The sequence below is a fragment of the Dyella sp. RRB7 genome (genome assembly GCF_022761115.1).
Classification (GTDB): domain Bacteria; phylum Pseudomonadota; class Gammaproteobacteria; order Xanthomonadales; family Rhodanobacteraceae; genus Dyella.
Window position 1 is genome coordinate 166,490 of record NZ_JAKWJS010000002.1, and the last position, 12,077, is coordinate 178,566.

10 protein-coding genes are annotated in these 12,077 nt (G+C 60.4%); 6 read left to right on the top strand and 4 right to left on the bottom strand.

Annotation, left to right across the window (positions count from 1 at the left end):
* Positions 1-106 precede the first annotated feature (106 nt).
* Complete coding sequence (locus MJ606_RS07020; RefSeq protein WP_243048741.1) at positions 107-1,252, top strand: tyrosine-type recombinase/integrase; 1,146 nt, start codon at positions 107-109, stop codon at positions 1,250-1,252.
* The gene (locus MJ606_RS07025) at positions 1,249-2,412 is read left to right on the top strand and encodes a HEPN-associated N-terminal domain-containing protein (protein ID WP_243048742.1); all 1,164 of its coding nucleotides are present in this window, start codon (positions 1,249-1,251) and stop codon (positions 2,410-2,412) included. The genes MJ606_RS07020 and MJ606_RS07025 overlap by 4 nt, the downstream gene beginning before the upstream one ends.
* A gap of 121 nt (positions 2,413-2,533) precedes the next feature.
* Here MJ606_RS07025 and MJ606_RS07030 read toward each other — a convergent pair whose 3' ends face one another.
* From MJ606_RS07030 to MJ606_RS07045, 4 genes are all read right to left on the bottom strand, one after another.
* A complete protein-coding gene (locus tag MJ606_RS07030) occupies positions 2,534-2,893 on the bottom strand; it encodes a metalloregulator ArsR/SmtB family transcription factor (RefSeq protein WP_199048659.1) in 360 nt (119 codons plus the stop codon).
* A gap of 70 nt (positions 2,894-2,963) precedes the next feature.
* Positions 2,964-3,476 carry an arsenate reductase ArsC gene (locus MJ606_RS07035; protein WP_243048744.1) on the bottom strand — a complete coding sequence of 171 codons (513 nt, stop codon included), beginning with the start codon at positions 3,474-3,476 and terminating at the stop codon, positions 2,964-2,966.
* A 12-nt stretch (positions 3,477-3,488) separates the two neighbouring features.
* A complete protein-coding gene (gene arsB, locus MJ606_RS07040; protein ID WP_243048753.1) occupies positions 3,489-4,571 on the bottom strand; it encodes an ACR3 family arsenite efflux transporter in 1,083 nt (360 codons plus the stop codon).
* Positions 4,568-5,086, bottom strand: a complete 519-nt coding sequence (locus MJ606_RS07045; protein ID WP_243048755.1) for an arsenate reductase ArsC — start codon at positions 5,084-5,086, stop codon at positions 4,568-4,570. The genes arsB and MJ606_RS07045 overlap by 4 nt, the downstream gene beginning before the upstream one ends.
* A 96-nt stretch (positions 5,087-5,182) precedes the next feature.
* Between MJ606_RS07045 and arsH the strand changes: the two genes are divergently transcribed.
* The 4 genes from arsH to MJ606_RS07065 all read left to right on the top strand — a co-directional run bounded on the left by arsH (position 5,183) and on the right by MJ606_RS07065 (position 12,048).
* Complete coding sequence (arsH, locus tag MJ606_RS07050) at positions 5,183-6,010, top strand: arsenical resistance protein ArsH (protein WP_243048757.1); 828 nt, start codon at positions 5,183-5,185, stop codon at positions 6,008-6,010.
* 11 nt (positions 6,011-6,021) lie between these two features.
* Positions 6,022-6,441 (top strand): arsenate reductase (glutaredoxin), encoded by a 420-nt coding sequence (arsC, locus tag MJ606_RS07055; RefSeq protein WP_243048758.1) that lies wholly within the window; start codon positions 6,022-6,024, stop codon positions 6,439-6,441.
* A 192-nt stretch (positions 6,442-6,633) separates the two neighbouring features.
* Positions 6,634-9,594, top strand: coding sequence for a Tn3 family transposase (locus MJ606_RS07060; protein WP_243048759.1), 2,961 nt, complete (start codon positions 6,634-6,636; stop codon positions 9,592-9,594).
* Between the two features lie 57 nt (positions 9,595-9,651).
* The gene (locus tag MJ606_RS07065; RefSeq protein WP_243048760.1) at positions 9,652-12,048 is read left to right on the top strand and encodes a TonB-dependent receptor; all 2,397 of its coding nucleotides are present in this window, start codon (positions 9,652-9,654) and stop codon (positions 12,046-12,048) included.
* Positions 12,049-12,077: the final 29 nt, after the last annotated feature.

Below are 12,077 nucleotides of genomic sequence, written 5' to 3' on the forward strand. Positions count from 1 at the left end.
TTATACGTATAACGATATGACCAGGAAATTTACGATAATCGCTATAATCAGAAGTCTTTGCCCTGTACGCTGTGCGAGGTGACCGCCTGGCAGTGAGGAAAGCTCGATGGCCGACATGACCGTGACAATCGCTGCCGGCGTGACGTTGCCGCCGACGTTATCGGGCGCCCATGGAGCCAATCGCGCCCCATCCGGCGTGCCTCGCCAGATCGCCGCAGACACCGACGTCGCTGCCATAGGCGTGTGGTTGGCCGAATACATGGACTCGCCCCACACGTTCCGCAGCTACCGCAAGGAAGCCGAACGGCTGCTGGCTTGGGCGACTCAGGTGCGTGGCAAGGCGATCTCTAGCCTGACCCGTGAAGACGTGCTGGCTTATGAGGCTTTCCTGGCCAATCCGCCCGCTGATTGGTGCGATGACGCATTGGCCCGTCGCGGCGACCACCGTCGCCTGTTTGCCGGGCCGCTATCTAATCGAAGCCGGCGCCAAGCCCTCGGCATCCTGGCTGGCCTGTTCAATTACTTGGTACGTGCGGGCTACCTGGCGGGATCGCCATTCGCACTGCAACCGCGTCGCCGCCGTGGGCGTAAGGCATCCCCCCAGGTCGAGCGCTTTCTGGATCGCCCCCTCTGGGCCGATGCCTTGGCTCAGCTGGACCGCTGGCCCTGTCTGACGTCGCGCGAGCATCAGCGCTATGAACGCTCACGCTGGGTACTTCGCTTGTTGTACGAAACTGCGCTGCGCGTGTCGGAAGCCGCGCAGGCGCAGGAAGCGGATCTGCAGCTGGTCCGCGGCCGGTGGTGGCTTCGCGTCATTGGCAAAGGCGGTGTCGAAGGCCGGGTTCCGTTGAGCGACACCTTGATGCGAGAGTTCGCGCGCTACCGCTCCTTTCTTGAGCTATCGCCCACGCCAGAGGTCGGCAGTCGGCGCCCACTCATTCTGGGTATTGCAGGGCGCGAGGACGCACTCACGCCGACGGCGGTCTACCTCATCGTCAAAGACACCTTCGCCCGGATCGCTGACGACTGGGAAGCTAAAGACCCGGCACGCGCCGCACGGCTCCGACGCGTGTCGACCCACTGGCTTCGCCACACCGCTGCCTCGCACCAGGCGGATGACGGCAATCCCATTCACCACATCCAACAAAACCTACGCCACAGCTCCATTGCTACCACGTCGATCTATCTGCATGCGGAAGACGATGCCAGGCATGCAACGACAACGGAGCGGCAACAACGATCGGAGGCATGATGGGACTGGTCAAGAGCGAATGGATGGAAGCCCAGGAGCGAGGTTGGTCGGCACCGGAAACATTCGTGTGCGCCGACTGTGTCGACGACCAGCATCTCAAAGATCTGATCAAGCGCGCTGCCTGTGCTGACACCTGCGATTACTGTGGCCGAAGCGACGTGGTGGACATTGCGGCCGAATCCCATGTCGTGATGGAGGCTGTCTACGACACGATCCATACTTACTACTGTGAACCAGCAGCAGGCGGCGTGCCCTATGACGGCGGCTTTGTCGTGCCGCCGATCGATGTGCAAGAGGTCCTGGACAATCTGGGCTTCGATGGGCATGCAGATTTTGTCGAGGCGGTCGTCGATGCCGAAGTCAATGGGGACGCCTTCGTCCCCGCTGCTAACGGGCATTGGGCAGGTAGCCATCCGCACGAAGTGCTTTCATCAGCATGGAGCTTGTTCACGCATACGGTGAAGCACGAGACGCGCTTCCATTTTGCGGACGCACCACGATCCGAATCCACGTCGCCTTACGAAATCGACGTGGCCGACGTCTTGCCCGCCATCGCGCAGCGCCTTCGCCCGTTGATTCGCACCCTCCCGGCGGGGACTGACGTCTATCGCTCACGGTTGCGTTCCCGTGGTCAGGCCTGGTTGCCCGGTGCAAAGGAGTTGGGACCGCCTCCGAAAGAGAAAACGTCGGCGGGCCGGATGAACCCGGCGGGCATTCCTTACCTCTATACCGCTTTCGACAAACCAACGGCTCGTCGCGAAATCGGAATCACCGGTCGGACGAGCCACACCGTATTCACGGCCACCTTCACGTTGTCGAAGCCGCTAGAAGTCATCGACCTGACCCAGTTGCCGCCTATGCCGTCGCTCTTTGACGTGGCCAACAAAGAGGCGCGCGAGCAGGCCTTATTCATTCGGGCGTTTGTCGACGCCCTCAGCAAGCCGGTGATGAAGGACGGTCATGAGCACATCGACTATGTGCCCTCCCAAGTCGTTTGCGAATACTTGGCCCAGGTCTTCGAACCGGCACCGGGCACCAAGCTCGGCGGCCTGATCTATCCGAGTGCCGTGCACCCTGGCGGGAAGAATCTTGTGGTTTTTCCCGAGGATCGTTATTGGGGCACCTTTCACGGGGTCACCTTTGCCCGCGCCGGGAAATGAAACCGCGCCGTCCTGAGCGCCAATCAGCAATGGCGACCGAACGGGCAAATCATCATGATTTGCTAGACCGGCAGATGTTTGGCTTCCGCCTTCGTGCGTCGAGGTCCAGCCGTGTTGCGCCCTAGGCTGTGCGCTTCCGAGGACGCGCGGTATTTGCTACGGACTTGGGCGCGGAAGCCGGTGTGCAGGACTGACCGGTCGCGCAGCAGCAATTCTCAGTTAGGTAGCCCACCAATTCATTCATGACCTCAAGGATGGGCGAGTAATAGATGAATCGGCTTTCTTGTCGGCTGGTGATCAGCCCAGCATGAACGAGTTCCTTCAGGTGGAAGGAGAGAGTGGCATTGGCTAGCCCGAGCCGTTCGGCGATCACGCTAGCCGCTAAGCCATCGGGAGCGTGCTCCACAAGCAGGCGATATACGGCCAATCGCGACTCTTGGGCGAGAGCGGATAGGACGGTGATGGCTTGTTTGGTCTGCATTGGCATAGGAGGAATCGGAGACTTCGTAGAAAACACACTCAGTGTAGGAGAAATGCCGTGGTCGTGACGGTTACGACTGACCAGGTGCTGCTGAGCTCTGCCCGATGGAAGCAAGCCGGCTAGTGAGTGCCAGGCGGTCCAGTGCTTCGATACGCAAGTTCATCAATAAGCTAATGCGTTGCTGGAGCAGACTTCGTGCCAGCAGAAAAGCCTTGTAGATGACTTCGTCGTCGCCCGCCGCTTTGGCTGGATCAGGAATGCTCCAGTGCGCCGTGATGGGCGCGCCCGGCCACGCGGGACAGACTTCGCCCGCGACCTGATCGCACACGGTGATCACGAAATCCATCACTGGCGCACCAGGACGGGTAAATTCTTCCCAGCTTTTGCTTCGCAGTGTCGCCGTCGGTAGATCCACCGCTCGCAATACCTCCAAGGTTTGCGGGTAGATGAACCCCTTGGGCTGACTGCCCGCACTGAAGCCGTGAAACTGGCCCTTACCAAAGTGATTGGTGATTGCCTCGGCCAGGATGCTACGTGCCGAGTTTCCGGTGCAAACGAACAAGACGTTGTAATGCCCCTGCATGGCAGTCTCCGCTTAGGCTGTGCGTGCTTCGTACCAGTGCTTACTCACCGTGACGATGCGAACCACTGACAGCATCACCGGCACCTCGATCAGGACGCCTACCACGGTGGCCAGGGCGGCCCCCGAGTGCACGCCGAACAGTCCCACGGCCGTGGCCACCGCCAACTCGAAGAAGTTGCTCGCTCCGATCAGTGCCGACGGCGCCGCAACACAATGCGGCACACCGAGCTTCCGATTGAGGAGGTAGGCCAGGCCGGAGTTGAAGTAGACCTGGATCAAGATGGGTACCGCGAGCATCGCGATGATCAGGGGCTGCGCAAGGATCTGCTGTCCCTGGAAGCCGAACAGCAGCACCAAGGTCAGCAGCAAGGCACTCAGCGAGATCGGTCCCAGTCGCGTCAGCAGGCGTTGGAGTGCATCGTGACCACCATGGGCCAGCACGACACGGCGCAGGACGACGCTGATGAGCACCGGGACGACGATATAAAGCACGACTGAGAGAATCAGCGTGTTCCACGGGACGGTGATGGCCGAGATGCCCAGCAACAACCCGACGATCGGCGCAAAGGCAACCACCATGATCGCGTCGTTCACGGCGACCTGACTCAGGGTGAAATTGGGCTCGCCGCCGCACAGGTTGCTCCAGACGAAGACCATGGCCGTGCACGGGGCCGCGGCAAGCAGGATCAGGCCGGCCACATAGGAATCGAGCTGATCGGCCGGCAAGCAGGCCGCGAACACATGGCGGATGAAGATCCACCCCAGCAACGCCATCGAGAAGGGTTTGACCGCCCAGTTGATGAAGAGCGTGACACCGATGCCTTTCCACTGATGGCGCACACCCGCCATCGCCCCGAAGTCGATCTTCAGCAGCATGGGAATGATCATCAACCAGATCAGCACCGCCACCGGTAGATTGACCTGTGCGACCTGCATATTTCCCAAGGCTTCGAACGATCCGGGCAGCAGATGGCCGAGCAAGGTGCCGGCCACGATGCAGAGCAGCACCCACACGGTGAGATAGCGTTCGAAGAATCCGATGCGGGCTACCTTGGATGGTGGCGTCGCGTCGATGGTGGTCGTGGCCTGGTTCATGCGGCATCCTCGTTGTCGTCTTCGCCGGTCATCGCGCCGATACCATCGAGCGCCCACTTGAGGTCGTCCTGACTCATCGTCTCGACAGGCAGGTTTAACAACGCCATGAGTCGGTAAGTGATCAGCATGTGCGCCTTGCGGAAGGCTTCGTTGATGGCAACGGGACTGCCCTTGACCGCCGCCGGATCCGGCAGGCCCCAGTGGGTGCGTACGAAGTCGCCAAAAAGCACCGGACACGGTTCATTGGCGGCGCTGTCGCAAACCGTCACCACGATGTCCAGCGGCGGCGCGCCTTCGCCGACAAAGCGGTCCCACGACTTGCTGCTCAGCCCATCGATGGGAATACCTGCCGTCGCGAGCTCTTCCAGGGCATAGGGGTTAACTTGGCCGGTCGGTTTGCTGCCGGCGCTGTAGGCCTCGAATCGGCCTTGACCCAGGTGGTTGAGGGTGGCTTCGGACAGGATGCTACGGGCCGAATTGCCCGTACAGATGAAGAGAACGCGACAAGGATGCATGGCGCCGTGGATCCAGGGGTGGCTGCGATGGTTGTAATTCTATATTTCCATAATGATAGAATCGTTACATCAACGCAACTGGTCCGGACCCTTGCCATGACGCTGCATGACTTACCCCACATCACCGCTGATGTGCTCGACAAACCCAGCCTGGACAAGCTGGCCCTGCCAGCGGGTTCCAGTCATCCGCCGAGGATCTTGATCCTGTACGGTTCGTTGCGCCCGCAGTCGTTCAGCCGAAAGTTGGCTCTGGAGGCCGAGCGGATTCTTCAGCAGTTTGGCGCCGAAACCCGGGTGTTCGATCCTCATGAGTTACCGATGCTCGACAGCGTGCCCGCGAGCCACCCCAAGGTGCAGGAGCTGCGCGCACTGTCCCTGTGGTCGGAAGGCCAGGTCTGGGTGAGCCCGGAACGTCATGGCTCGGTGACCGGGGTATTCAAGAATCAGATCGACTGGCTACCGCTGGAAGATGGCAGCGTGCGTCCCACCCAGGGACGGACCTTGGCCGTGATGCAAGTCAGTGGTGGCTCGCAGTCCTTCAACGTGGTCAATGCGCTGCGCGTGCTCGGTCGCTGGATGCGCATGGTAACCATCCCGAACCAGTCGTCGGTGGCAAAGGCCTGGCAGGAGTTCGATGACCAAGGTCGCATGAAGCCGTCGGCGTTTTACGATCGCGTCGTGGACGTGATGGAAGAGCTGTTCAAGTTCACGCTGATGGTGCGCGATCGCAGCGACTATCTCGTGGACCGCTACAGTGAACGCAAGGGTGCGGCCGAGGCCCTCGCGCTTTCCGCCGCCGCGGGAGTCACGGAGGTGATCGCTGCTTCCGCGCCCGCACCGTTGCCGGCGACGGATTCCGCAACAGCGCGCAAGCCTTCCACGCGTCCGGCCTGCTGCAGCAGTACCACGGAGGCCTGTTCATGACGCCCACGCCTATGCCGGTCACCATCTACCACAACCCTGACTGTGGTACCTCGCGCAACACACTGGCATTGATCCGCCATGCAGGCATCGAGCCCACCGTTATTGAGTACCTGCAGCACCCGCCCACGCGCGAACGGTTGATCCAGCTGATCGACGAAGCCATGTTGCGACCGCGCGAGGCGGTGCGTGAAAAGGGGACCCCGTTCGCGGCGCTTGGCCTGGGCGAGCCTGGCGTCACCGATGAGATGATTATCGACGCCATGCTTGCGCATCCCATCCTCATCAATCGGCCCTTCGTGGTGACGCCGATGGGGACGCGGCTATGCCGCCCGTCCGAGGTGGTGCTGGACATCTTGCCGCCGGTCACGCGTCCCTTCACCAAAGAGGATGGCGAAGTGGTGATCGATGCCCAGGGGCAGCGCGTCCGATAGCGAGGCGCCGGCGGATGGTCGTTCTGTCACCACCATGCGCCGCTTCCTGTTTTAAGATCCGACGCTTTAAGGCGGTGGGGCTCGACGCGATCGTCGGCCCCGTGGGCGGCGGTGCACGGTCGCAAGAACATTGGCCACGCGCGCTTGCCGTTCTGCCGCACTACAACCTAGCAGTCAACATCGAGGAATGGCATGGCTTCGATTGACCGGACGGCGTACCCGCAATTCAAACGCAATCCTGTAGTTCGCGAGCTCGTCGCGTTCTATACGCTCTCTGATACCGAGCTCGCGTTCGTCACGCAACATGCCCGACAAGCGCCCAGCCGCCTAACGCTGGCCATCTTGCTCAAAAGCTTTCAACGCCTGAAATATTTTCCTGCGTTGGATGATGTACCCCTCGCCGTGATTCGCCACATCCGGGCATCCTTGAAATTCAGGATGCAGATCAAGCCGGCGACTCCCAGCACCGTCACGCTCTACCGCTATCACCAGCTCGTTCGTAAAAATCTGCAGTTTCAGGCGTTCGAGCATGGCGGGTTAGATGTCGCCGCCCGCGCCATCCAAGACGCCGCAGCGGTCATGGACAATCCGCCCGACCTGATCAACGTCGGCATCGAACAACTGGTCAAGGATCGTTTCGAGCTTCCCGCGTTCAGCACACTCGACCGCCTTAGCCGTCGCATTCGCACCCTGGTCAACGGTCGCTTCTTTGCCGAGATGGAACGGCGCCTGACCACGGAAGAGAAAGAGCGCCTGGATGCGCTTGTTCAGTCGAAAGGATCGGCGGCCAAAAGCCCGCTCCACGAGGTGAAGCGGCTACCCAAGCGATCCTCCCTCAAGCACTTCCAAGAGTTGCTCGACCACATGGCGAAGCTCGACGAGCTCGTTGCCACGGAGCAGCCGCTGGCCGGCATTCCTGAACTCAAACGCAAGCATTTCGCCGCAGAAGCACGAGTCTTGGATGCGGCGGAGCTAAAGGACTTTCGACCCGCCAAACGCCGCGCGTTGCTGCTGTGCCTAATCCATCGTGCTCGCGTCCAAGCGCGCGATGATCTCGCCGACATGTTCATCAAGCGGATCGGCAAGATCCACAACCACGGCAAGGAAGAACTGGAGCGTCTGCGTAGCCGCTACCGTGAAAAGGCAGAGACGTTAGTGGCCACCATGTCCGATGTCATCCGTGTACTGAGCGAACATCACAGCGACACCACAGCCGGGCGCGAGATACGGCGCCTGGTGACGGCGCGCGGGAGCATCGAGACCTTTCAGCAGGACTGCAACGCGATCGCAGCCCACAGCGGCGACAACTATCTGCCGCTGCTGTGGCCGTACTACAAGTCTCATCGCGCCACCATTCTTCGCATGGTGCGGCTGCTGGATATGAAGTCGACCACAGAGGATCAATCGCTGATTGATGCGATGGAGCTCGTGCTTGCCCAAGAGCGCAGTCGCAGCGAATGGCTGGATGAGCCCGTGGACCTTTCGTTCACCACACACCTTTGGCGGAAAACACTGATTCACCGCATGGAGTCGGGGGAGGAACGGATCCATCGACGCCATTTTGAGGTCTGCGTGTTTTCATCGCTGGCCAACGAGCTGAAGTCAGGCGACGTGGCCGTTCGCGGCTCGGAAGCCTATGCAGATCAGGGCGAGCAACTGCTGACTTGGGAAGAATGCGAGCCACAAGTGGAGGACTACTGCCGCACACTAGATCTGCCGTCGAACCCGGTTGCGTTCGTCAATGCACTGCAATCGCGCCTGATGGCGATGGCTGAGCAGACCGATCAGGAATATGTCGACAACGGCCAGGTCGTGATCGACGATCAAGGTATGCCCGTCCTGAAGCGCAACAAGGCCAAGGAAATGACGGGCAGCGCACGCGCCCTTGAAACAGCCATCCATGAGCGCCTGAAAGAACGCAGTGTCATTGATGTGTTGTGCGACGTCGGGCACTGGACCAACTGGCACCGTCACTTCGGCCCCTTGTCGGGCTCCGATCCTAAGATCGACCAGCCGGCCGAACGCTATGTACTGACGGCCTTTACCTACGGATGCAACCTGGGCCCGAACCAGGCCGCCCGGCATTTCCGGGGTGCGGTGTCGGCGCACATGCTCTCGTTCGTCAATCGCCGGCACATTGATGCCAACAAGTTGTCAGCTGCCTGCCGGGACATCATCAATAGCTACGCAAACCTGCAGCTCCCCAAGCATTGGGGCGATGGCAAGCGTGCGGCGGCGGATGGTACCAAGTACGAGATGTACGACCAGAACACGCTGGCGTCGTATCACATTCGCTACGGCGGCTATGGCGGCATTGCCTACCACCACGTCTCTGACACCTATGTGGCGCTCTTCAGTCACTTCATCCCGTGTGGCGTCTGGGAGGCGGTCTATATCATCGACGGACTACTGAAGAACACGTCCGATATCCAGCCAGACATCGTGCATGCCGACACGCAGGGCCAGTCATTGCCCGTGTTTGGCTTGTCCCACTTGCTGGGCATCCAGCTCATGCCGCGTATTCGCAACTGGCAGGACTATCGGTTCTTCCGACCAGAAGCCGATGTGACCTATGAGCATATCGACGCGTTGTTCCGCGATAGCGTCGACTGGGACCTCATCGAAACCCATTGGAAGGATCTCATGCGGGTCGTTCTGTCGATCAAGGCAGGCAAGATCGCCGCATCAACTTTGCTGCGACGGCTGGGCAACAACAGTCGCAAGAACCGGCTGTATCACGCTTTTCGCGCGCTGGGGTCCGCAGTGCGGACATTGTTCTTGCTCCAGTACATCTCCGATCAGGACCTGCGCGAGCAGATCACCGCGTCGACCAACAAGGTCGAGGCCTACAATGGCTTCTCGAAGCACTTCTTCTTCGGCGGGGAGGGGGTTATTGCCGACAATGATCCCGTCGAGCAAGAAAAGGCCGTCAAATATAACGACCTGGTCGCCAACGCGGTGATCTTCCATAACGTCGTGGAGCAGACCCGCATCATTAAATCCTTGATGCGGGATGGCTGGAAAATCACGGCAGAGGATGTTGCAGCCTTGAGCCCCTACGTAACGGCGCACATCAAGCGCTTCGGTGACTATCTCATCGACATGGATGCCATCCCGGACCCGTACGAGAGCGACTTAGCTTTGGCCGCCTAACGGGAGGGGCAGTGGACCCCACCAAAAGGCCAGCAAGTCATTGATCCATGTAATGAATTGGCGTTCTACTTATCAAAATTACACGTATCTCGGCTCAATCCCTATCTCATCATGCTCGCATGCGGCAGCGGCCTGGCCACCATGGCGGCATCGTACGCACAGGACACACCGCCCGGAGGCGCCACACCAGCGGTACCTCCGCTGCATTCGCCGCCGGACGCACCGCGCTCCAGCACGGGCGTTCGCCAGGCCGCGGCACCAGCGCCCACGCCCGACAAGGCAATCAATCTTTCCCAAGTCGTCGTCACCGCCGCGAAGCGCACCGAATCCATCCAAAGCGTGCCGATTCCCGTCACCGTCGTCACGCTCAACCAGCTTCAAAACCAGGGTTTGAATGACGTGCAGGACCTCACCCATGCGGTACCCGGCCTCACGGCGCAAGGAGGCTCATCGGAGACGCTGCAGATCCGGGGCATTGGCACGCCGGACAATGCACGCACGGCCGAGTCGAGCGTGGGCATCGTGCTGGACGGTGTCGCGCTCGACAGCAATGCATCGGCCGGGCCACCCCAGCTTTTCGATGTGGCGCGCATCGAAGTGCTGGAAGGGCCGCAAGGGACACTGTTTGGCCGCAGCACATCGGCAGGCCTTCTCAACATCACCACCAATGCGCCTGATCCCAGCAAGACCCAGGTGATCCTGCATGCCGATCAGGGCAGTCGCGACAGCGGCACACGCACGGCGGTCCTGAACCTGCCAACTTCCACCTACTCGGCCCTCCGGCTTTCATTCGCCAACACGAAGGAGCCGCAGACGGTCTACAACGACTATCAACACTCCTGGAACGACTCGTTCTACGACAGTTTCCGTGCGCGTTACCTTTGGCAGCCCACGGACAAACTGACGTTCAACCTGATCGGCGATTTCACTCGATACAGCGAGACAGGCGGCGGCGACTGGCCTGTCTACCAGTCCACGCCCGGAAGCCGCTTGAGCCAGCTGCTTGCTGTCTGCGGCATCGTGCCGAGCCAGGACAACAATCACGTGTGCCAGGACGGTCCGAACGATAACCATGCCAAATCGGACGGAGTTTCGGCGGAGGTCAATTACGATCTTGGCAACGCAACGCTTACGTCCATCAGCTCACTGCGACGCCTGCGAACCTGGGGACCGGGTGGCGATGCCGACAGCACACCCATCAACCTGCTCAACATCAATCTGGGGAACGCTGACCTTCGCAATGAGAGCCAGGAGTTTCGACTGACGTCATCGGACAACGACTTCGTCGACTACGTGGCCGGCTTGTATTACTTCCACAGCAAGCAGCTCTATCAAACCCTTCAGGTAGGGCAGCCGCTATTGCCGTTGCCGTATGTCCTTGGCCAATCGTCGCTGACCAATGCGCGCGAGAGGAGCTACGCCGGATTCGGTGAGGCCACGCTCAAGTTCACGCCCACGTTCCGTGGCGTGATCGGTCTGCGCTACGGCAACGACGACATCGCCGCAGACACGGATCGTGCCCTGGCGCCGGGCGCGATCGCTCCCTTTACCGGCCTCGTCGCCATCAACGGGCACGTCGATCACGACTATCACTCTCTGCGGCTTGGCTTGCAGAAGGACCTGGCCGACAACCTGATGTCGTACGTCACCTTTACCAAAGGCTATAAAGGCCCGGCCGTCAACGATCAGGCGACGACCAACGACGTACCGGTGATCATCAAGCCGGAGATTCCGATTTCATGGGAGGCGGGCCTCAAGACCACCTGGCTGGAGGGCCGGCTTGGCCTCAATGGCTCGATCTATCACACGCGTTACGAAAACTATCAGTCGCTGCTGTTCGATCCCGGCTCGGCGACCTATGTCTACGGCAACGCACCTTCCGTCACCATCAAAGGGTTTGAAGTCAGCGCCTTTGGGCATTTGAATCCCAACCTCACCCTCAACATGGGGTTGCTTTACAACGATGGACGCTACGGCCCGGGTTACTACGTCTCCTGTGCCCCGAACCAAACCCTTGCGGAAGGATGCAAGCCGTTCACCAACGCCATGGGCGTGACCGCAACCACCACGGATGCAGCCGGCCATCCATTGATCGGCGCCCCCAAGGTCAAGGTAACGCTCAATGCCACTTATACCCATGCATTGAACGCCAGGCTGGACGGTTTTATCTCGGGCGATGCCCTTTACACCTCCCGGATTTATTTCGACCCGGCGTACGATCCGGCCGACTCCACTGGCAGCCATGTGACCCTGGGCACCAAGGTGGGCGTGCGCGCCCACGACGGTCGCTGGGGCGCCTATCTGTACGTAAGGAACCTGACCAACGAGTTCCTGCCGCAGTATCGTTTTGTCACGCCATCGGGAATTGTCCTGGGGGACAGGAATACCTACACCCAGACCGTCGGTGCCGATTCGTTCCGGACCGTTGGCGTGTCGTTCGACTTGAATTTCTGATGATGGCCAACCGCTCAGGGCGAATACCC

Bases quoted from the DNA above. Each gene is read 5' to 3' on its own strand.
- MJ606_RS07030 (WP_199048659.1), bottom strand. From the start codon at position 2,893: ATGCAGACCAAACAAGCCATCACCGTCCTATCCGCTCTCGCCCAAGAG.
- arsH (WP_243048757.1), top strand. From the start codon at position 5,183: ATGACGCTGCATGACTTACCCCACATCACCGCTGATGTGCTCGACAAA.
- MJ606_RS07035 (WP_243048744.1), bottom strand. From the start codon at position 3,476: ATGCAGGGGCATTACAACGTCTTGTTCGTTTGCACCGGAAACTCGGCA.
- arsC (WP_243048758.1), top strand. From the start codon at position 6,022: ATGCCGGTCACCATCTACCACAACCCTGACTGTGGTACCTCGCGCAAC.
- MJ606_RS07060 (WP_243048759.1), top strand. From the start codon at position 6,634: ATGGCTTCGATTGACCGGACGGCGTACCCGCAATTCAAACGCAATCCT.
- MJ606_RS07045 (WP_243048755.1), bottom strand. From the start codon at position 5,086: ATGCATCCTTGTCGCGTTCTCTTCATCTGTACGGGCAATTCGGCCCGT.
- MJ606_RS07020 (WP_243048741.1), top strand. From the start codon at position 107: ATGGCCGACATGACCGTGACAATCGCTGCCGGCGTGACGTTGCCGCCG.
- MJ606_RS07025 (WP_243048742.1), top strand. From the start codon at position 1,249: ATGATGGGACTGGTCAAGAGCGAATGGATGGAAGCCCAGGAGCGAGGT.
- arsB (WP_243048753.1), bottom strand. From the start codon at position 4,571: ATGAACCAGGCCACGACCACCATCGACGCGACGCCACCATCCAAGGTA.